Raw genomic sequence first — 21,921 nt, forward strand, 5'->3', positions numbered from 1 at the left:
AAATATACAAAAAATTTACACTCTTATAAATATAATTTTTATGTTATTGAATAATTTTTAAAACTATTATAGAATTGTTTACTAACTTACTAATAAGTTAAAATAAATTGTTTAATTAAATATAGAGAAATGGCTAAGAGTATTATAAATATAGTTAATATATCAAAAAGATTTATAGACAGAGTTTTGCTTGATGATGTTAATTTGCTTATAGAAGAGAAATCTAAAATAGGCATGATAGGAAGAAATGGGGCGGGGAAAACTACTCTTTTAAAAATTCTTATGGGTATTGAAGAAGCTGATGATGGAGAGGTAATATTTTCTGATGATGTTAGGATTGGTTATCTTCGTCAGCAGGGTGATTTTGATGAGAGTGAGAAGGTAATAGATTATCTTGTAAGGGTTAGCGGTAAGGAATCTTGGAAATGCTCTAAGATAGCAAGCAGATTTGGAATTGACCATATAAAAGTAAATTATAATATTGGAAGCTTATCAAGCGGTTATAGAATGAGAGTGAAACTTGCAGAGATGATGCTTGAAGAGCCTAATTTTTTAATACTTGATGAACCTTCAAACTTTTTGGATTTAAATACATTAATAGATTTAGAAAATTTTTTAATGGATTATAATGGCGGTTTTTTAATAGTTTCGCACGATAGAGAATTTTTGAAGACTACTTGCGATAAAACCGTTGAAATAGAAAAGGGCAAACTCACTTATTTTCCGGGTAATATAGAAGATTATTTTGAATATAAAGAAGAGAAAGAATATACAATAAAAAAATATAATAAGAATGTAGAAGAGAGAAAGGCACATTTAGAGAGATTTGTTGAGAGGTTTAGATATAAGGCATCAAAAGCAAAGGCTGTGCAGTCGCGTATAAAACAAATAGAGAAATTAAAAACTATAGAGATTAATCACCCAGCAAAGAGTGTAAGAATAAGACTTCCTGAAATTGAATCTAAAAAAGGCTTTGCCATTATATCTGATGATTTATCTGTGGGATATGGTGAAAAGGTGATAGCGACAAGCAGGAGAATGGAGATAGCAAGAGGAAGCAGAGTTGCTGTGCTTGGAGAAAACGGAGAAGGTAAAACTACTTTTTTAAGAACTATAGCAGGAAGGCTTAATCCTGTATCTGGAAGTTATAATTATTCTTATGGCATAAAACTTGCCTATTTTGGAGAGGATACTTACAAAAATATCACAGCCAATGATAATGTACTTTCTTATTTGAAAAAGAATGCAAAACAAGGGCTTTTAACTCAGGAACTTTTAACACTTTTAGGAAGTTTTTTGTTTTCTGGAGAAGATGTTAATAAAGATGTAAAGGTGCTGAGCGGAGGTGAGATGGCAAGATTATCTTTGCTTTGTGCTATTACACAATGTGCAGATGTGCTTATATTAGATGAGCCTACTAACCATTTAGATTTTGAAACAGTTGAGGCTCTTGCTAATTCTCTGCGTGATTATGGCGGCACTATATTTTTTACTTCGCACGATAGAACTTTTGCAAGTCTTCTTGCTGATACCATAATAGAAGTTAAAGACAAAAAACTCTCTCTTTATAATGGTGATTATGAAGCTTATGTTTATAAGGTTCGTTTGGAGGCTTTGGAAGAAGAAGAAAGAGAATTAGAATATCAAGAGGCAAATAGCACTAAAGATACAAATGCAGCAGAAAAAAATAATAGCAATTATGAAGAGAGAAAAAAGATTAGAAATAGGCTTTCTAAAGCTGAATCTGCATTAAAAAAATATGAGAAAGAAATAGAAGAGTATAAAAAAGAGGAGACAGATATATTAAAGTTTTTTGAGAAAGATTATAATGATGATAAAAGTAAGAGATTATTAGAGGTTAAGAAATTAATAGAAGAAAAAGAAAATGAATGGCTTTTAATCAATGAAGAGATTGATAGTATAAAGGCTATGTTGGAATAAAAAAATAATAATAGGAAATAAAAAATAGAGTTATAAGTTTTTATGGAGGATTTTAAATAATGAAAGTTTTTAAAAATGCTAAAATATATTCTATGGACAAAAATGACAGCATTTATGAAGCTCTTGCTGTTGATAATGGAGTTATAGTTTTTGCAGGAAGCAATGAAGAGGTATTAAAAAAATATAAAGATGCATCAGATATAATAGATTTAGAAGGAAAAACGGTTATACCGGGATTTAATGACAGTAATGTTAATTTTGTAGTTTATGCTCGTTTTAATACTATGTTGGATTTAAGTAATTGCAAATCTATAAAAGAGGTTATTAATATTGCTAAGAAGGCTGAGAAGTATGATAATTGGCTTGTAGGCAGAGGCTGGAATCAGGATTATTTTGAAGAGAAGAGAATGCTTAATAAACATGATTTAGATGAGATATCTAATGAATATCCTGTTGCTTTTAGAAGATGCTGCGGAGAGATGATAGTAGCAAACAGTAAGGCTCTTGAGTTTTGCGGCATTACAGAGAGTATGAAATCTGATACTATAGATTTTGAGAATGGTCTTATATCTTCAAAATCTATGAGTTTAATATTGTCAAAGATAAAATCTCTTGAGATGGACAAATTAAAAGAGATAATATTAGATACACAAGAAGAGTTTTTTAAGATGGGTATTACATCTGTGCAGGCTGATGATTTGAGAGGGCTTACAGATTTTGATTATAAAAAGGTAATAGATGCTTATCAAAAACTTCATAGAGAAAAGAAATTAAAGATAAGAGTATGCGAGCAGGCAGAGTTTATTAACAAAGAAGATATAGATGATTTTAGACAATACTATTACTATCAATATATTAATGATAACAGATTTAAAGTTGCACGTATAAAGCTTGTTATAGATGGAGGTATAGGCTCAAGAACTGCTTTACTCAGAGAAGATTATAATGATGCTCAAGGAGTTAGAGGGGTAAGTCAGTACAAACAAGAAGAGCTTGATGAGTTAGTAAAATATGCAAATAGTTTAGATTATTCTGTTATTATACAGGCTACTGGGGACGGTGCTATAGAGATGGCATTAAACTCTATAGAGAAAATTAAAGATACTAAAGATTTTAAATATAGAAGAAATGGTTTGATAAATTGTCAGATAACAGATAAGCAATTATTAGAGAGAATAAAAGAGTTAAATGTTTGTATATATTATCATCCTATATTTTTGAATTATGATATGCATATAGCTGAAGAGCGTGTTGGTAAGGAGAGGGCTCAAACAAGTTATGCTTATAAGACAGCTATGGATATGGGTATTAATATAGGTTTTGGTACTGCTGGTCCTGCAGGAGGAATTAATATAATGGAAGGTATTCACTGTGCCGTTAATAGAGAGGATTTGAATGGCTGGCCAGAGGGCGGTTGGATGCCTGAAGAGAAGCTTAGTGTTAAAGAGGCAGTTTATTTATATACTATGGGAAGTGCTTATTTGTCTTCTGAAGATAAACTTAAAGGAAGTATAGAAGAAGATAAATTAGCTGACTTTATCGTTTTAGATAGAGATATTTTTGAAGTAGATAAAAAAGAGATAAAAGATATTAAAGTATTAAAAACTATAATTGACGGGGATATTGTATACAGCAGCGATAATTGATTTTCTTATTGATTAAATAATAAATTAGTATATCATTGTATTATGTTTATAGCAGATTTTAAGTTTGTATTTCTTTTTATAATTGTACCTATACTAATATTTTTTTTAGTTACTTCTCGTTTTAAGGTAAATAGAGTATTATCTGTATTTACAAAAAACACAGATTTTAAAAACGATAAAAATTATAAAAGAATATCTAAATTAAGAATATTTTCTGCTTCATTTTTAATACTTGCATTATCATTAGCTATATTTGCACTTATGCAGCCTAAATGGGGTATAATAGAGCAAAAAATTAAAACTAATAATTATATGATAACTATATTATTAGATTTATCACGTTCTATGGAGGCTGATGATGTATGGCCTTCAAGGTTAGAAAGGGCAAAATTAGAAATAGAAGATTTTGTAAAAAACACAGATAATCTTTCTGTAGCTTTAGTAGGGTTTGCGGGCACTAGTTTTGTTGCTTCGCCTTTTACTCAGGATATGGAAACTTTTTCTTATATATTAAATGAATTAAATACTAAATCTGTAACTTTGCAGGGCACTAGAATTGCTGATGCTTTGGTTACTGCCAAAAATACTTTTAATGTTAATATACCGGGAAAGAAATCAATTATACTTATAACAGACGGTGAAGACCATGCGGGGTATTTTGATAATATATTAAAAGAATTAAAGGATAATGATATTAGTGTTTATACAGTTGGGGTTGGTTCTGAACTTGGGGCTAGCATAAGAAGCGATATTGGTTATTCTGAAAAAACGGTTATATCAAAAAGAGATGATAAAACATTAAAATTAATAGCAGACTCTACAGGCGGCAAGGCTTATATTTCTGATAATATATCTTTAAAAGCTATATTTGATGATATAAAAAATAATATGGACAGCGTTTCCACAATGAAAAATAATAGAAGCTATAAAGATAGATTTCAAATATTCTTGTTTGCTTCGACTATTTTAATTATAATTGCTAGTATATTAAATATATTAACTCAAAAAAGAGTTCTTTACAAAAATAATAAAAGTAGTATTATTAAAGATACTAAATAAATAGGTGATTTATATTGTGCTGTTTAGAATAAAAGTATTACTGTTATTTTTAATATTATTCTCAAGCTCCTATGCTTTTTCTTTAAATGAGTTTACAGCTAAAATTGATGTTGATAGGGCTAACAGATTATTAAGAAAAGGCGATTATGATAATGCTATAAGTTTGTATGAGAAGGCTTTAAGTAAACTGCCTACGTCTCCTGAAATTTATTATAATATGGGTACTACTTTATCTTCTATGGGGGAAATGGACTCAGCAGTTCAAGCCTTTGATATGGCTAAAAAAAATTTTACAGAAAAAACTTCTAAAGATATAAAAAGCTCAACTTATTATAATGCCGGCATAAGCAAAATAGAAATGGAAGATTATGCTGGTGCTATAGAAGAGTTGATAGAAGCTTTGGTAAATAATCCTAATGATAATAATGCAAAGAGTGCTTTAGAATATGCTAAAAAGAAATTAGAAGAACAGAAAAAAAATAGCGGTGAGAGTGCTCAGAACAATAATAATGATAATCAAGATGATGCCAACTCTAATCAAAATAATCAGGATAATAATAATCAAAATAATCAGAACAATCAAAACAATAATAATAATCAAGACAATAATCAGAATAATCAAGATAATAATAATCAAGATAATCAAAACAATAATGAAAACAATCAGAATAATGATAATCAAGAAAATAACAATCAAAATAATAACGATAACCAAGAAAATAATAATCAGAATAATCAAGATAATAATAATGGAAACGACAACAGAGATGATGAAGAGAAAAACACTCAAACTGATATCGATAGACTTTTAGATTCTTTGAGACAATATAGAAAAGATAAAGAAAATGATGACCAATATTACGGCGGAGGAAGAATTGATAAAGACTGGTAAAGTAATAGCTGCTATATTATTTTTATTGAATGTTTCTGCCTTATTTTCTCAAACTACAATTACCGCTAAACTCTCTGATGAAAAAATAGGTGTTGGGGAAGTTTTTAGTTTATCTGTAACTATTAATAATACAAAAGGTAAAGTTACCATACCAAATATAGATGGTTTATTATTGAGAGGAACTTCGCAAACAAGAAATATGACATTAAGCGGGGGGACTTTTAAATCCATTCAAACCTATAGCTATACTTATGTGGCAAACAGAGTTGGGATATATAAAATAGATAATATCACTGTAAAAATAGATAATACAACTTACAAAGCAAATCCTGTTACTTTAGAGGTTGTAGATGAGCCTGTGAGAGAAAGGCAAAGCGATGCTCCTGATTCTGATTCTTTTGAGAGCTTTATGAATTATTCTGAAGATATACATGTTGAAAACACTATAAATAAAAAAGAAGTATATTTGTATGAACCTATATATATTACACAAAGGGCATATACTCATGTTCCTGTTAATGTGGTTGGCATATCTAAAATAGCTGACAGAACAGATTTTATTTCTTATACAGATTATTCTGAATATAATTCCTTTACAGAGATAATTGACGGAAAGAGGGTGAGTGTTATACCATTAAAAAAAGAGGTTTTATATGCTTTAAAAGATGGAGATAAAAGCATTATCACTACAGAGTTTGTTTTTGAAAAGAATAATATGTTTTTTGACAGGGTGCTTTATGGAGAAGAAGAGTATAATATAAAGGTGCTTCCTCTTCCTGATAATACTGGGTACAAAGACTTTTCTGGAGGTGTTGGAGAGTTTGATTTTACAGTTAAGGCTAATAAAACTAATTTAAAAATAGGTGAAGAGGTTGTTCTTAGTTTAGAGGTTTTTGGTGAGGGAAATACTTCTATTATAAATATGCCTAGTATTGATACAAACATAAATAAATATTTTTCTGTTTATCAGCCTAAAACATACGAAACTAATTGGTTTGAAGATGATAAAATGATGGCTAAAAAAACAAAACAATATGTGATGGTTGCAACTAACAGCGGAGAGTTTAGTTTGTCAAATATAGCTTTTTGTTATTTTTCTCCAGAGGCTAAAAGCTATAGTAATGTTTATTCAGGCAATATATCTTTTACTATGATGGGCGGAAATATGGGCTCTTCTCATTTTGTTGATAATAATAATCAGCCTAACATCATTAATATTAAAGATACTTATATTAAAAATGAAAAGCCTTTTAATTTATTGAATATTAATATTATTTATATTTATATACTTATTTTAATAGTATTTTCTTTTGTTATAGTGTTTTCAAAGAAGATTAAAACATTAGCTTTAGCTTCTTCAAATAACGATAAAGAATCTGGTATTAGTGTTATGATTGCAAATTATAACGAAGGAAATAGAGAAGAGTATTGCAAAAGTGTTGTTTCCTATATTGAAAAAGAGATTAAAAATAAATTGAATATAAACTCTAAAGATATTTATTTGCAATTAAAGGGCAAGGTAGAAGAGGAGAAAATAAAAGAGATAAAATATATAATAGATTCTTGTGAGAGAGAACTTTATTCTGGAAATAAATCTACTGAAAATATAGATTATCATAGTAAGGCTATTGAGATAATTACTAGCATTAACAAAAAAAAGTAGTGAGCTTTTATTTATGGATATTAAAAAAAATATTATAATGTTTTTACTTTTTGGATGCAATTTAATTTTTGCTCAAAATGATTTGGAGAATATTAATAATATATTTAAAAATGCAAATGATTTATATAATCAAGGAATGTATATAGAGGCTAATAATTTGTATCTTAATTTAGTAAGTTCTAATGTGGTGTCTAAAGATTTGTATTATAATTTAGCTTCTTCATATTATGAGATTAATAGTAATGGCTATGCTGTATTATGGTATGAGAGGGCTTTGAATATAGAGCCTTTCGATAAAGAGATTAAAAACAATATAAATAAAATAACAGAAAGAAAAGATTATGATTCTTTTTATATAATTGGTTTTTATATAAGTTTGGTTTTGTTTGTATTTTTTACTGTGTTTTTATTTGTATCATTTATTAAAAAGAAAAACACAAATTGGTTATTATTAATTGTATCTGCTATTTTACTTGTATTTTCTATATACTCATATAACACTATAAAATCAGATTATGTCATAATTGTAAAAAACACCAACATATATAGCGGAAGCAGTTTAAAATCTGATATAGTTTCTAGTGTGTATGAGGGTGAAAAATTTAGAGTGATAAAAGAGTCTTCTAATTGGTATTATGTTAACGGCATATCAAAAGGCTGGATTAACAAAGAGTATTTAGAGAAGATATAATTATTTTTTCTTTACATACTTTCTTATAAATCTGCTTATAATCATAATAAAACCCATGATTCCAGATAATAAAAACCCCACAAGCCCAACTAATGATATTCCATGTATTAGCGGAGGCATTTTTGTAGCTATTATAAGTCCGCTTGAAATAATTAATGAAGCTAATACTATAGAATAGCTTAATCTGTCTCCCAAACTGTCTAAAGTGTTTGCAAGAGTATCAAGTTTTTTATGTTCAAGCTGTATTCTAATATTTCCTTTTTTCATTAGGCTTATAACTTCACCCAAATCTGAAGGCACATTTTTTAAAACATGAAAATAATCATTAATTAAATTTCTTGATTGTTTTAATAAATTATCAGGTTTTAATTGTTCTTTAACATACTTAAAAGCAAAAGGTTTTATATGTTCTACTAATTTAAGGTCTTTATCTAAATCTCTTCCAACACCTTCTAATACTATTAAAGATTTTATAAGAAGCATTATATTTCCAGAGAGCATTAGCCTAAACTCTCTTATTATAGATATAAGTTCATTGAATATATCTTCTATATTAATGTTTTCTAACGGCATATCTATATATTTGTTTATAAGCATAAATATAGCCATATTAAAATCTTCCATATTTTGTATTTCGCTATGATCGCATAAATCTAATACAGCTTTAGAAAGATTAATATAATCAGCATTATTGATACTCATTATAAGAGAAGAGAAAGCCTCTTTTGAAGTAGGAGGAATAAAACCTATCATACCAAAATCTAAAAAACATAATACATTATTATCCAAAGCCATTAAATTTCCCGGATGAGGGTCGGCATGAAAGAAACCTAATTTAAATATCTGTTCTAATACACAATCAACGCCAATAGAAACTAATTTTTTTCTATCATATTTTGTATCATCAGGACTAATATCAGAGATTTTAATTCCTTCTATATATTCCATAGTTAATATGTTTTTTGTACTATATTCTTCGTAGATTTTAGCTATTTTTATATTTTTATTATTTTTGAAAAACTTTTGAAATTTTATAGTATTGTTTTTTTCAAAATTAAAATCTAATTCCTGTAAAAGCTGATTTTTAAAAGCCTTTATTAATTTTTCCGGTCTTATTAAAGCAAACTCTTCATTATATTTTTCTAATATAGAAGAAAGCCAAGTTATTATTTCAATATCATTAAGTATATTTTCTTCTATGTTTGGTCTTTTTATTTTTATAGCAACTTTTTCACCTGTTTTTAATACAGCAATATGTACTTGAGAAATTGAGGCACTTGCTTTAGGTGTAGTGTCAAAAGATTGAAAAGCTTCATTTATAGGTTTTTGTAATTCTTGTTCTACTATAGCTACAGCTTCTTTTTCATCGAAAGGCTTAACATTATTTTGAAGTTTTTTTAGTTCTTCAATGATGTCTTTTGGAAGTATATCGCTTCTGTTTGAAAGTATTTGCCCTAACTTTACAAATGTGGTTCCGAGTTCTTCGCAAGCCATTCTTATTCTCTGACCTCGTGTATAGCTTCTTAAATCCACTCCTTTATATTTTACATTAAATTTTTGTATTGGATTTTTTACCAATTTTAATATAGGAGTAACAGCAATTATATCTTTAAAACCATATGCCATTATAACTGATATAATTTCTTTTGTCCTATTTAAAGATTTTTTCCCCTTCACAATATGCCCCAATTTTATAATTATTAATAGTGTTTATAATTTACTGCTGATTATTTATTTTGCTTTTTAATTCTTCTAATTCCTTTTTTATAGCATCATATTCTTCTTTTTTTACATATCCAGCTTTATCCATAGTAGTTTTTATTCTTTCATCTAAATATTGAGTTATTTCTTCTTTAGTTTCATTAGCCTTGCTAACCATTTCTTTTACAAATTTCTCGCCTTCTTCTGTACTCATATTCTTATCTTTTATAAACTCTTTTGCTGCCTCTTCCACTTTTTCTTTGCCTTTAAGCATAAAACCTATACCAGTATAAATACCAGATTTTATTTCGTCTGAAATACCCATAATTATTCCCCCTTAAAAAATATTAATTTACTTATTATTATCTTTTTTTTTAATAAAAAGTCAACACTCTCAAATTACATATTAGTGTTATATTTTATTAAATCATATATTTTTTTATTAAATTATTTGTTTTTTGCTATTGCAATATTATTAGAAGTATTATATAATATATTCAAAAATAAGATAAGGAGAAGATGAATGAAGTCATTTTTCAAACATTTCAATCAAACTAACATATCTATTATTCTCCTATCTCTCATTATTATCCTGTAAAGTTTCTATTATAAAAAATAATACACACATATAAAAATAACAAAAATAATAAATTGTATTCTGTTGTATTTGTATATATTTACAATACTATATATAGAATTAGTAGATTTTAGGAGATTTTTATGCAATTGAATGGTTCAGATATCTTAATTGAAGTTTTGATAGAAGAGGGGGTAGACACTGTATTTGGTTATCCCGGCGGAGCTGCTTTAAATATATATGATACTATTTATAAATATAGAGATAAAATAAGGCATATAATGCCGGTTGATGAAGCTGGGGCTTGTCATGCTGCTGACGGATATGCAAGAGCAAGCGGTAAAACAGGTGTTGTAATTGCAACAAGCGGACCGGGGGCAACCAACTTAGTAACACCATTAGCTACAGCATATATGGATAGTGTGCCTTTGATTGCTATTACAGCAAATGTGCCTACAAGTTTAATAGGGAAAGATTCTTTTCAAGAGGTTTATATTGCTGGAATAACAATGACTATTACAAAACATAATTTCGTTGTTAGAGATATTAATGATTTGGCTAATACAATTAGAAAAGCTTTTTATATAGCAAATACTGGAAGAAAGGGACCTGTTTTAATAGATATACCAAAAAATATAACTATAGCAGAAACAGAATTCGTAAGCAAACCAAAATTTACTCCAAAACCAGTTCAAATAAGTTCTGAAGATGAAAACACAATAAAAGAAGTAGCAAAATTAATAAATGAATCTAAAAGACCTATTATATATTTTGGGGGCGGGGCTAAAGATTCAAGCGACAAATTAAGAGAGTTTATGATTAACTCAAATATACCATCGGTTCATACATTGATGGGGGCAGGTGTATTGGGTTATAATGAGAAATTAAATATTGGCTTACTTGGAATGCATGGTTCTGCTACTGCTAATAAGGTTATGAATGAAGCTGATTTAATACTTGCTGTGGGAACAAGATTTAGCGACAGAGTTGCTTTGAATACTTCTAAATTTGGAGGTGTTGCCAAAAAGGTGCATATAGATATTGACAGAAGCGAGATTAATAAAAACGTTAATGTTGATTATAGTATAATAGGCGATTTAAATGATGTGTTAGATAGATTTAATAAACTTGTTAAAAGAGTGAAAGATGATGAATGGGTAAAATATTTATCTGATTTAATATCAAAAGAAAAAGAAGAAAATTCTAAGAGAAACACTAATAAAGATGGAATTTATCCAAGCAGGGTTATGAATATAATAGGAGATAAAACTAAAGATGATGCTATTTATGTTACAGATGTAGGTCAGCATCAGATGTGGGCAGTTCAATATATACGCCATACTAAGCCAAGGAGTTTTATAACAAGCGGAGGTTTGGGAACTATGGGATTTGGATATGGGGCAGCTTTAGGTGTTCAAGTTGCTAATCCAAATAGGAGAGTAATACATATAACAGGAGATGGTTCTTTTTATATGAATTTAAACGAAGTATCTACTGCCGTTGAATATAATTTGCCTATTATCACTATAATACTAAATAACAGCACATTGGGTATGGTAAGACAATGGCAGACAATATTTTATGAATCTAGATATTCAAGCACTGATATCAATAAAAAAATGGATTATGTTAAAGTAGCTGAAGGTTTTGGGGCTAAGGGGTTTAGATGCGAAACTATAAGCGAATTTGAAAATGCTTTTGAAGAGGCATTAAAATGTAAATGTCCTGTTTGGATAGAATGTGTTATAGATAAAGATTTGAGAGTTTTACCTATGATTCCAGCTGGCGGAACTATAGATGATATAATAGTAGATTAATAATAGTAGGAGCTAAAAATGAATAATAAACAAAGAAGGGTTTTAGTTTTATTTGTAGATAATAGTTCTGGTGTATTAAACAGAATAACTTTATTATTTAGTCAAAAGGGTTTTAATATAGAAACTATTACTTGTTCTGTAACTTGTGTTCCAAGTATATCAAGAATGACTATAGTTACAGAGGGAGATGATTTGCATATTACACAAATTATGAAGCAAACTTCTAAACTTATAGAGGTTCATTCAGTTCATTTGATAGATCATTGTAACAGCATAATAAGAGATTTGTTGTTGGTAAAAATAGAGATAGATGATTCTAATAAACGCAGAGTTTGCGATATCACTAATGCTCATAATGGACTTATACTTGATATAGGAAGTAAGAGTATGATAGTTGAAATTACTGCTTCTGCTTCTATAATAGACGGTTATTTAGAGGCTTTAAAAGATTTCAATATATTAGAGCTTTCAAGGACAGGGGTAACATCTATACAACTGGGTGATGATGTTCCTGATATGAATATAATAAATAATTTTGAGTTTTAATAATTTTTAATAATTTTAATAAATATTTTAATAAAACTAAAAAACAAATATAAGGAGAAATAAAATGATAAAAAAATATTATGATGCTGATTGTAACTTAGGATTATTAGACGGAAAAACTATAGCTATAATGGGATACGGCAGTCAAGGACATGCTCATGCACAGAACCTAAAAGACAGCGGAATGAATGTTATAGTAGGACTTAGAAAAGACAGTGCTAATTGCAAAAAAGCAGAAGAGGCAGGATTTAAAGTAATGGAAGTATCAGAAGCTGCTAAGGCTGCTGATATAGTAATGATGCTTGTACCAGATGAGGTTGCTGCTGATATTTATAATAGTCAGGTAGCTCCATATATGAAAGAGGGCAATGTGTTAATGTTTGCTCATGGATTTAATATTCATTTTCAATTTGTAGTACCTGCTAAAGATATAGATGTTATAATGGTAGCTCCAAAAGGACCTGGACACACTGTAAGAAGTCAGTATTTAGAAGGAAGAGGGGTTCCTAGTTTAATAGCTGTTTATCAAGATAAAAGCGGAAGAGCTAAAGATTATGCATTGGCTTATGCTTCTGGAATAGGTGCGGGACGTGCTGGTATACTTGAGACTACTTTCAGAGAAGAAACTGAAACTGACCTTTTTGGTGAGCAGGCAGTATTATGCGGAGGTGTTACAGAGCTAATGAAAGCTGGTTTTGACACTTTAGTAGAAGCAGGTTATGAACCAGAAATGGCTTATTTTGAATGTATACATGAAATGAAGTTAATTGTTGATTTAATATATTCTGGCGGTTTTGCTATGATGAGATATTCTATTTCAAACACTGCTGAATATGGAGATTATAGAACTGGCAGAAGAATGATAACAGATGAAACTAGAAAAGAGATGAAAAAAGTATTGAGAGAGATACAGGACGGAACTTTTGCTAGTGAGTTTATTCAAGAGTTTAGTGCAGGACGCAAGGCTAAATTTAATGCTACTAAGAGATTAGAGAGTGAGCATAAATTAGAGAAAGTCGGTGCAGAGTTAAGAAAGATGATGAGCTGGATTAAAAAGTAATTTTTATCCAAACTTATAATTAAATATTTTTATATTGGAGTTTTGTTTATATACTGAATATTTTTAACTTTGTTGTAAATTAGTTTTTATATTTTTGTTATTTTCGGGGACTAGTCCCCGAACCCCTACTTCTTTTGGTGGCCCAAAGAAGCAAAAGGACTGCATTTGATAGTAATTTAATAAATCATTTTAATATATAAAAGATAATTTATATTTTTTATATATACTATTTTGCACTTTTTGGTTCTTTTTGCTGCGGGAAAAAGAACAAGAAAAAATAAACAATTTTTATACAAACAATAAAAATATTTAATTATACAATGGTTATTTTATAAAAAGGTTTTAACAATGAGAAAGATTAAAATTTTTGATACTACTTTAAGAGATGGAGAGCAGTCTCCCGGTTGTACTATGAATTTGGCTGAAAAATTAGAGATGGCAGCTGAATTAGATAAATTAGGCGTTGATATAATAGAAGCAGGTTTTGCTATATGTTCTGATGATGATTTCAATGCCATAAGAGAAGTAAGCAAGGTTGTAGAAAATGCAAAATTGGTAAGCTTAGCAAGATGCAACAAAAAAGATATAGACAGAGCTTATGAGGCACTTGCTGAGGCAAAACACCCTATGCTTCATACGTTTATAGCTACAAGTGATATACACTTAAAGCATAAATTAGAGATGACCAGAGAGCAAGTATTAGAAACTATAAAAGAATCTGTTTCTTATGCTAAAACCAAATTCGAGTTTATAGAGTTTTCTGCTGAAGATGCATCAAGAAGCGACAGAGAATTTTTAGCTAAGGCTTATTCTGTTGCTATAGAAAACGGTGCTACTACTATAAATGTTCCTGATACTGTTGGATATACCACTCCTATAGAGATGGCTGACTTAATAAAATATTTAAAAGAAAATGTTAAGGGCATAGAGAATGTTGATATATCTGTGCATTGTCATGATGATTTAGGACTTGGTACTGCTAATTCTTTATCTGCAGTGTTAGCTGGTGCTACTCAGGTAGAATGTACTATTAATGGTATAGGGGAACGTGCAGGCAATGCAAGTTTAGAAGAGATTGTAATGGGCATAAAAACAAGAAAAGATTTTTATAATGCATATACTGATATTAACACTAAACGCATTTATAAAGTGTCAAAATTATTGTCTACAATTTCTGGTATGGTGGTTGCTCCTAATAAGGCTATAGTGGGAGCTAATGCTTTTGCTCATGAGGCTGGTATTCACCAACATGGCGTATTAAAAGAGCGTTCTACTTATGAGATTATGAATGTTGAAGATATAGGCATACCTCAAAACAAAATGGTATTAGGTAAACATTCTGGTAAACATGCTTTTAAAGACAGAATTGAATCTTTGGGCTATGATATTGATGATAAAGTTTTAGAAGATAAGTTTGTAGAGTTTAAGGCTTTGGCAGACAAGAAAAAAGTAGTTACAGATTCTGACATTGAAGCATTATTGATAGGAAATACAAATATAGAAAATCCTACCTACACATTAAAAAGCTTTATGGTTAATGACAGTGATTCAATATCTTCTTTTGCTTCTGTATCTATAATTGACAATAAAGACAATGTTGTTGAGGCTATAGGAAAGGGTAACGGACCTATTGATGCTGCATTTGGAGCTATTGACTCTGTAACATCAAATAGAGCTAAATTGGTTACATATACTATTAATGCTATTACAGAAGGCGAAGATGCTTTAGGAGAGGTTATTGTAAGACTTGCTTCTGATGACAAAACAGTTATTGGAAGAGCTGTAAGTACAGATATTATACAGGCAAGTTTGATGGCTTATATTAATGGTTTGAATAAATTATAATTTTCATATAGGGCTTATGCAATTTTTTATAGATTGTAAAAGCCCTTTTTTATGATATAATTGTAAATCATTTTTATGTAAACTAAAGTAATTGTGTTTTTGTTAGTTTTCTATGAATGTAGGTTGTAATTTTTATAAATAAAAAATATATATTTTTATAATACCTAAATTTTAAAATGCAGTTCTTTTGGTTCTTTTATACCAATACCGAAAGGTACCTACTCGGTAAAAGAACTGGGGGTGCGGGGGCTAGCCCCTGCAAATAATAAAAATAATTTTTAGTATAAATTAATTTAAGGATATGAACATGACTATCACACAAAAGATTTTAGCTGCACATGCTGGTGTTGACAAAGTTGAAGCAGGTGAGCTTATAATGGTTAGAACCGATTTAGTTTTAGGTAATGATATAACAAGTCCTGTTGCTATAAATGAATTTGAAAAGTATGGTTTTAATAAGGTATTTGACAAAGAAAAAATAGCTTTGGTTATGGACCATTTTGCTCCAAACAAAGACATTAAAGCTGCAGAGCAGTGCAAACAATGTAGGGATTTTGCTAATAAGCATGATATTACTCATTATTATGATGTGGGTGATATGGGTGTTGAGCATGCACTTTTACCAGAAAAGGGGTTAGTTGCTCCCGGTGAAGTTATAATTGGGGCGGATTCTCATACTTGTACTTATGGGGCTTTTGGTGCTTTTTCTACTGGTGTTGGAAGCACTGATATGGCGGCTGCTATGGCTACTGGAAAGGTTTGGTTTAAGGTGCCTGCTGCTATTAAGTTTAATCTTAAAGGAGAGTTAAAGCCAAATGTATCTGGTAAAGATGTTATACTTCATATTATAGGTATGATAGGAGTTGACGGAGCATTATATAAGTCAATGGAGTTTAGGGGAGAAGGTGTTTCATCTCTTACTATGGACGACAGGGCTTGTATTTCTAATATGGCTATTGAGGCGGGTGCTAAAAACGGAATATTTGAAGTTGATGACAAAACTATAGAATTCTTAAAAGACATAGTAAAAAGAGATTATACTATTTTTAAAGCTGATGATGATGCAGTATACGAAAAAGAGTATGATATTGATTTATCTGCAATTGAGCCTACAGTTGCTTGCCCGCATTTACCTGAAAACACAAAAGAAGCTAAAGAATTAAAAGACATAAAAGTTGATCAGGTTGTTATAGGTTCTTGTACTAATGGAAGATTATCCGACATGGCTATAGCTGCCAACATTTTTAAAGGAAAAAAAGTAGCTAAGAATGTAAGATGCATAATTATTCCTGCTACACAAAAAGTTTATAAAGAGTGCATAAAATTAGGTTATATGGATATATTTATTGACGCTGGTTGTGCAGTATCTACTCCTACATGCGGACCTTGTTTGGGTGGTTATATGGGAATACTTGCACATGATGAGGTTGCTGTTACCACAACTAATAGAAACTTTGTTGGAAGAATGGGAGATAAAACTTCAAAAGTATATTTGGCTAGTCCTGCTACAGCAGCATATAGTGCTTTGACAGGATACATAACAGAGCCTAAGTGATAAAAATGTAATAATTGTTATAATATTATAATAAAATATAATTTGTTAAAATAAATTTATATTTTAGCTTAAATTTAATAATTTATCTTATTAAAGATAAAATTAGTATTATTTGACATTAATTTTTATACTTGCACTTTTTGGTTCTTTTTGCGGCGGGAAAAAGAACAACAAAAAATTGATAAATTAAAAAATTGTTCATTACTAATTTTACGGCTGAAAGTTTTTAGGAATGTAGTTTTTATAGCCGTATTTATTATTAATAATAATTAAATTAGGAGATAATATGAAAGCTAAAGGTTTCGTTCATAAATATGGAGATAATGTTGATACTGATGTTATCATTCCTGCAAGATATTTAAATACTGCTAATCATAAAGAGTTGGCTTCTCATTGTATGGAAGATATTGATAAAGATTTTGTAGGCAAGGCTAAAGTAGGCGATATAATGGTTGGAGGAGAGAATTTCGGCTGCGGTTCTTCAAGAGAGCATGCTCCTATTGCTATTAAAGAATCTGGTATATCCTGCGTTATAGCTTCATCTTTTGCTAGAATATTTTATAGGAACTCTATTAACATAGGGCTTGCTATATTAGAATGCGATGAGGCTAGTAAAAAAATAAATGCTGGTGATGAGGCTGAAGTTGATTTTGACAGCGGTATTATTACAAACATAACTAAAAATGAAAGCTACAAAGCAGAGCCTTTCCCAGAGTTTATAAAAAATATTATTAACTCTAATGGGCTTTTGAACTCTTTAAAAAATTAATTTAAGGGATAATTATTTATGGAAAAAAATATTGTTGTTATTGAAGGGGACGGTGTTGGTCCTGAAATTATTTCTAAGGCTATTGATGTATTAAAAAAAATAGAGCAAAAATATTCTCATAAATTCAATTTAGAATATGTTGATATGGGCGGGGCTTCTATAGATAAATATGGAGTGCCTCTTACTGATGAAAATTTAGAAAAATGCAAATATTCTGATTCTGTGCTTTTGGGTGCTGTTGGTTGTCCTAAATGGGATAATGTTCTTCCTGAGAATAGACCAGAGAAGGGGCTTCTTAAATTAAGAAAAGGTATGGGGCTTTATGCCAATATTAGACCTATAAAAATGCTTAAACCATTAGAATATGCTTCTCCTCTAAAAGAGATTATCACTAAAAATGATATAGATTTTGTTATAGTGAGAGAGCTTACTGGTGGCGTATACTTTGGAGAGCATAAATTTGAAAACACTAATAACACAAAAAAAGCAATAGACATTATGCCTTATGATGAAAATGAAATAAAAAGAATAGGTAAGGTTGCTTTTGAGATGGCTAGAAAACTTAAAAAGCCTTTAACTTCTGTTGATAAAGCTAATGTACTTCATACTTCTAAGTTGTGGCGTGAGGTTATGAATAATTTATCAAAAGAATATAGCGACATTAAATATAATGATATGTATGTTGACAATGCTGCTATGCAGATTATTGCTAATCCTTCTCAATTTGGTATTATAGTTACAGAAAACATGTTTGGAGATATACTTTCTGATGAGGCTAGCGTTATAACTGGTTCTATAGGTATGGCTCCTTCTGCAAGTCTTGCTGATAATACTGTTGGTATGTATGAGCCTATTCATGGTTCTGCCCCTGATATTGCAGGTAAGGATTTGGTTAATCCTATAGGTACTATACTTTCTCTTGCTATGATGTTTAGGCATTCTTTTAATTTGGATAAAGAGGCAGAAAATATAGAAAATGCTGTTTATAAAACTATAGAAGAAGGTTATAGAACTATAGATATTATGCCTAAAGATAAAAATATATCTAATTTATACAAGTTAGTAAAATGTTCTGAAATATCAGATATTATTGTATCTAATATATAATAATTAATTGTTAAATAATTATTTGTATTATAGTTCATATTTATTTGATTATGATAATATAATTATGTAATTTAACTTGACAATTCAGTTTTAATGTACATAATTATATTATATATAGAAAAAATTAGGATTTGTATAAGTGGAATATAATGATAAAGAAACTATTTTAGAATTGCAGGAAGATAATAAACTTCTCGCTTCTAAAATAGACATCTATAAAGAAGAGATAAATGAATTAAAGCAAAAATTGGAATATGCACAGAAATTTTTTGTTTTGTATGAAAATATTATGGAACAATCAAGAAGCGAAACTAAAGACCTTACTAATAAAGTAAAAGAATTAGAGGCGGAGATTAAAAGGTTAAAGAATGCATAATATTTATTATCCTAATAATAAAAATGATAATATATATATAGCTGTGCTTTCTAAAGAATCAAATGTAAATCCTAAAGAGATTACTTTAGAATATAGAGACAATCAAGAGAAGACTTTTTTTAATACTATTGGTTTTGATATTAATAAAGCCATTTTTATGAATCAAGTCCATAAGGATAATATAGTAAAAATAGATGAAACTAATATTAATTCATTTGGAAGCAGAGAAAAATTAGTTAAAGAAACCGATGCTATAATAACTAACTTAAAAAATATTCCTTTAGTAGTTCAAACAGCTGATTGTGTTCCTATAATACTTTATTGCAGTGAAAGTAATTCTATGGCTGCAATTCACTCTGGTTGGAGAGGCACTGTTCAAAATATTACAGAAAAAACTATTAATATTATGATAAAAGAATATAATGCAAACCCTTCTAAAATGTATGCCTATATTGGTCCATACATAGCTTTAAAAGATTATGAAGTTGGAGAAGAAGTAGCAATTCATTTCAAAAATAAAACTATAATTAATAATAAATGGCATATTGATAATGGTTTAGAAGTAAAGAGTCAAATGATAAAATGCGGTATTTTAGAGAATAATATTGAACTATCTAATCTCAATAGTTATGATGATAATTTTTATTCTTATAGGAGAGATGCTCTTCAGATTGGAAGAATGCTTACTATTGGGGTATTATTATAATTCTAATCTTTTTAACCGCACGCTAAATAGATTTTATAATTTGTAATAATATTATTTTTTAATTTTTCTATTTATGAAATATTATTAACCGTGCGGTAAATTTAGCATTTAATCTAATCAAAACTTGGGTGGGTATGCTTTTTCTTTTTTAGTGTTAAAAAACAAATAACTATATTTACTAAATTAAGAAGAATATATAAAAGGGCGGGGTGTGTAAAAAAAATTATTCTCACTCCCCACCCTTAAGATTTAATGTTTGTTTTTTTAAATTATAATTTTATTTATTTTAATAATCTAAATAGAAATTTATAGCTTCCCACCCTAGAGTTTTTTAAATTTAAAGTTTTATTAACCGCACGAAGAACTCTTTATATAAAAGAAAATATTTAAATTAAAACAATTTTTATTATATAAGAAATAAGCTAACCGTGCGGCTGTGTAAAACTGAAAGTCTAATTGCTTTGACAATTATTATTTTAGTATTATAATATTTAAAATTATTTTAATTAAAAAGGTTTACTAATTATGTATGAAATGAAAGCAGTTGTAGGTACTAGTCAGATTGATAAAGATGGACTTTTAAAAACTTCATCAATATTTGATTTAATGCAGGACTGTTCATTTTTTCAATTAGATTCTGAAGAAGAGCTTACAGAGTATTTTAATGAAAATAATGTGAGTATGTTTTTAGTATCTAGGCAAGTTGATATATATAAACTTCCAAAGTATAGCGATAAAGTTATAGTACGCACTTATGTGTATGAATGTAATGAGGCATATGGATATAGAAATACTGTAATATATGATGAAAATTATAATGAGCTTGTTATTTGTTATGCCATAGGAGGGTTTGTTGATTTATCTAATGGTAATTTGATTAGAGTGCCTTCTGATTTTATTAAAAAAATTAAATTTGATGAAAAGCAGGAAATGAATTATTTACCCAGAAAAATAAAAGTTGATAATGATAGTCTAAAAGAAGTTGATAGATTTAAAGTAAAAAAATATTTTATAGATGATAATAATCATGTAAATAATGCAAGATATATTGATATGGCAATAGATTATGTAGAAGATAATTATAAAAGAATAAGAATAGAATACAGAGTACCTGCTGCTTTAGGGGATACTATAGTTGTAAAGAAAGCTATAATTGATGATAAAGTTTTACTCAAGTTTGATAGCGAAGATGATAAAACTTATGCTATATTAGAATTTTCTTATATCTTATAAATAATTTTACATTGTTTATTATAAATTGATTTTAATATTAGAAAAAATATATAAAGGAAATAAAATTATGAAAATTGCTATAGGCTGCGATCATTCAGCTGTTGAATTAAAAAAAGAGATAATAAAATATTTAGAGGAATTAGGGCATACTGTTACTGATTATGGTACTCATACTACAGAAAGTGTTGACTATCCAATATATGGAAAAAAAGTTGCTGATGCCATTGTAAGTAAAGAATGTGAATGCGGCGTTTTGATATGCGGAACTGGTATAGGTATTTCACTTGCTGCTAATAAAGTTAAAGGCATAAGGGCGGCAGTTTGCAGTGAGCCTTATTCTGCTAAACTTTCTAAACAGCATAATAATTCTAATATAATAGCTTTCGGTGCTAGGGTGGTAGGTGTTGATTTGGCTAAGATGATTGTTAAGGAATGGCTTGATGCTGAATATGAAGGCGGAAGACATGCTAAGAGAGTTGACTTGCTTACAAAAATAGAGAACGGCGAAGAAATTTAATTTAGAATATAATTAATTTAAATACAAAAGGGCTTTGAGGTTTTTATTGACTTAAAGCTCTTTTATTTTTTATAAAGTTTCTATATATCAAGATTATAATAATTTAATATAATATTTAGATTATATATAAAAATAAGAAAATAATGTGTTTAGGAGCCATACATATTGCACGTTTTTTAGTTTAAAAAAAGCAGGTATTCCTTATAATTTAATTAACTAA

At 28.9% G+C, this 21,921-nt stretch carries 19 protein-coding genes; 17 read left to right on the forward strand and 2 right to left on the reverse strand.

The genetic code is table 11. The features are described from left to right. The first annotated feature begins 129 nt into the window (after nt 1-129). From Q0H31_RS02720 to Q0H31_RS02745, 6 genes are read left to right on the forward strand one after another with little or no spacing between them, the layout of a single operon-like run. Nucleotides 130-1,941, forward strand: a complete 1,812-nt coding sequence (locus tag Q0H31_RS02720) for an ABC-F family ATP-binding cassette domain-containing protein (protein ID WP_295295657.1) — start codon at nt 130-132, stop codon at nt 1,939-1,941. Nucleotides 1,942-2,000: 59 nt separating this feature from the next. Beyond that, nucleotides 2,001-3,587 carry an amidohydrolase gene (locus tag Q0H31_RS02725; RefSeq protein WP_295295658.1) on the forward strand — a complete coding sequence of 529 codons (1,587 nt, stop codon included), beginning with the start codon at nt 2,001-2,003 and terminating at the stop codon, nt 3,585-3,587. A gap of 42 nt (nt 3,588-3,629) precedes the next feature. Continuing rightward, the gene (locus Q0H31_RS02730) at nt 3,630-4,646 is read left to right on the forward strand and encodes a VWA domain-containing protein (RefSeq protein WP_295295659.1); all 1,017 of its coding nucleotides are present in this window, start codon (nt 3,630-3,632) and stop codon (nt 4,644-4,646) included. Nucleotides 4,647-4,662: 16 nt separating this feature from the next. After that, the gene (locus Q0H31_RS02735) at nt 4,663-5,538 is read left to right on the forward strand and encodes a tetratricopeptide repeat protein (protein WP_295295660.1); all 876 of its coding nucleotides are present in this window, start codon (nt 4,663-4,665) and stop codon (nt 5,536-5,538) included. Then, entirely contained in the window at nt 5,522-7,201 is a 1,680-nt protein-coding gene (locus Q0H31_RS02740) for a BatD family protein (RefSeq protein ID WP_295295671.1), read from the forward strand. Before Q0H31_RS02735 ends, Q0H31_RS02740 begins: the two co-directional genes overlap by 17 nt. A gap of 13 nt (nt 7,202-7,214) precedes the next feature. Next, a complete protein-coding gene (locus tag Q0H31_RS02745) occupies nt 7,215-7,892 on the forward strand; it encodes an SH3 domain-containing protein (RefSeq protein WP_295295661.1) in 678 nt (225 codons plus the stop codon). On the opposite strand, the gene Q0H31_RS02750 is transcribed toward Q0H31_RS02745, so the two are convergent. Then, a complete protein-coding gene (locus tag Q0H31_RS02750) occupies nt 7,893-9,569 on the reverse strand; it encodes an AarF/ABC1/UbiB kinase family protein (RefSeq protein WP_295295662.1) in 1,677 nt (558 codons plus the stop codon). 40 nt (nt 9,570-9,609) lie between these two features. Next, nucleotides 9,610-9,918: a phasin family protein gene (locus Q0H31_RS02755; protein ID WP_219695945.1), complete on the reverse strand. Its 309-nt coding sequence runs from the start codon at nt 9,916-9,918 to the stop codon at nt 9,610-9,612. A gap of 395 nt (nt 9,919-10,313) precedes the next feature. On the opposite strand from Q0H31_RS02755, the gene ilvB reads away from it, so the two are divergent. The 11 genes from ilvB to rpiB all read left to right on the forward strand — a co-directional run bounded on the left by ilvB (nt 10,314) and on the right by rpiB (nt 21,701). Next, nucleotides 10,314-11,987 carry a biosynthetic-type acetolactate synthase large subunit gene (ilvB, locus tag Q0H31_RS02760; protein ID WP_295295663.1) on the forward strand — a complete coding sequence of 558 codons (1,674 nt, stop codon included), beginning with the start codon at nt 10,314-10,316 and terminating at the stop codon, nt 11,985-11,987. 18 nt (nt 11,988-12,005) lie between these two features. Next, nucleotides 12,006-12,533: an acetolactate synthase small subunit gene (ilvN, locus tag Q0H31_RS02765; RefSeq protein WP_295295664.1), complete on the forward strand. Its 528-nt coding sequence runs from the start codon at nt 12,006-12,008 to the stop codon at nt 12,531-12,533. 64 nt (nt 12,534-12,597) lie between these two features. Next, nucleotides 12,598-13,593 (forward strand): ketol-acid reductoisomerase, encoded by a 996-nt coding sequence (ilvC, locus tag Q0H31_RS02770; protein ID WP_015274006.1) that lies wholly within the window; start codon nt 12,598-12,600, stop codon nt 13,591-13,593. Between the two features lie 348 nt (nt 13,594-13,941). Continuing rightward, complete coding sequence (locus Q0H31_RS02775) at nt 13,942-15,438, forward strand: 2-isopropylmalate synthase (RefSeq protein ID WP_295295665.1); 1,497 nt, start codon at nt 13,942-13,944, stop codon at nt 15,436-15,438. A 307-nt stretch (nt 15,439-15,745) separates the two neighbouring features. Beyond that, the gene (leuC, locus tag Q0H31_RS02780) at nt 15,746-16,993 is read left to right on the forward strand and encodes a 3-isopropylmalate dehydratase large subunit (RefSeq protein ID WP_295295666.1); all 1,248 of its coding nucleotides are present in this window, start codon (nt 15,746-15,748) and stop codon (nt 16,991-16,993) included. 286 nt (nt 16,994-17,279) lie between these two features. Then, nucleotides 17,280-17,762 carry a 3-isopropylmalate dehydratase small subunit gene (gene leuD / locus Q0H31_RS02785; RefSeq protein WP_295295667.1) on the forward strand — a complete coding sequence of 161 codons (483 nt, stop codon included), beginning with the start codon at nt 17,280-17,282 and terminating at the stop codon, nt 17,760-17,762. An 18-nt stretch (nt 17,763-17,780) separates the two neighbouring features. Then, a complete protein-coding gene (leuB, locus tag Q0H31_RS02790) occupies nt 17,781-18,869 on the forward strand; it encodes a 3-isopropylmalate dehydrogenase (protein ID WP_295295668.1) in 1,089 nt (362 codons plus the stop codon). 139 nt (nt 18,870-19,008) lie between these two features. Then, nucleotides 19,009-19,245: a hypothetical protein gene (locus tag Q0H31_RS02795; RefSeq protein ID WP_013243145.1), complete on the forward strand. Its 237-nt coding sequence runs from the start codon at nt 19,009-19,011 to the stop codon at nt 19,243-19,245. Further along, entirely contained in the window at nt 19,238-19,951 is a 714-nt protein-coding gene (gene pgeF, locus Q0H31_RS02800) for a peptidoglycan editing factor PgeF (RefSeq protein ID WP_157148220.1), read from the forward strand. Before Q0H31_RS02795 ends, pgeF begins: the two co-directional genes overlap by 8 nt. 525 nt (nt 19,952-20,476) lie before the next feature. After that, nucleotides 20,477-21,184 carry an acyl-ACP thioesterase domain-containing protein gene (locus Q0H31_RS02805; protein ID WP_295295669.1) on the forward strand — a complete coding sequence of 236 codons (708 nt, stop codon included), beginning with the start codon at nt 20,477-20,479 and terminating at the stop codon, nt 21,182-21,184. Nucleotides 21,185-21,251: 67 nt separating this feature from the next. After that, nucleotides 21,252-21,701 (forward strand): ribose 5-phosphate isomerase B, encoded by a 450-nt coding sequence (rpiB, locus tag Q0H31_RS02810; RefSeq protein WP_295295670.1) that lies wholly within the window; start codon nt 21,252-21,254, stop codon nt 21,699-21,701. The last annotated feature ends 220 nt before the right edge of the window (nt 21,702-21,921 follow it).

The sequence above is a fragment of the uncultured Brachyspira sp. genome (assembly GCF_934747485.1).
Taxonomy (GTDB): Bacteria; Spirochaetota; Brachyspiria; order Brachyspirales; family Brachyspiraceae; genus Brachyspira.